The 271-nt window shown below is 38.0% G+C and carries 1 pseudogene; it reads left to right on the plus strand.

Annotated elements, in window-relative coordinates:
- A pseudogene (locus KVT34_RS30305) lies at positions 1–271 on the plus strand (hypothetical protein); the annotation flags it as partial.

The raw sequence follows: 271 nt of genomic DNA on the forward strand, positions 1-271 counted from the left end.
AGTTGTCCGAAGTTCCTGTTGATGAGGAAGAAGAGGAAGTATCAAGTAAATTAGAGCAAAGCGGCAACAGTGGAACTTCCTCTAGTGCCAATAAACTATTTAAAAACAAACAAAAGCGTAAGTCTGTTCCAGATGAGACTCCCCAAGCACCTATTATAAAAAAACAATATAAATTGGCTTTTGAGCCGGTATATGAAAAACAAATAGGTATTGCTATTCCGAGAAGAACAATTGTTGTGGCCAGCATGAACAGAAGAAGTGGTGCAACTTT

This window comes from Paenibacillus sp. GbtcB18 (genome assembly GCF_019091125.1).
GTDB classification, from domain to species: domain Bacteria; phylum Bacillota; class Bacilli; order Paenibacillales; family NBRC-103111; genus Paenibacillus_F; species Paenibacillus_F chitinolyticus.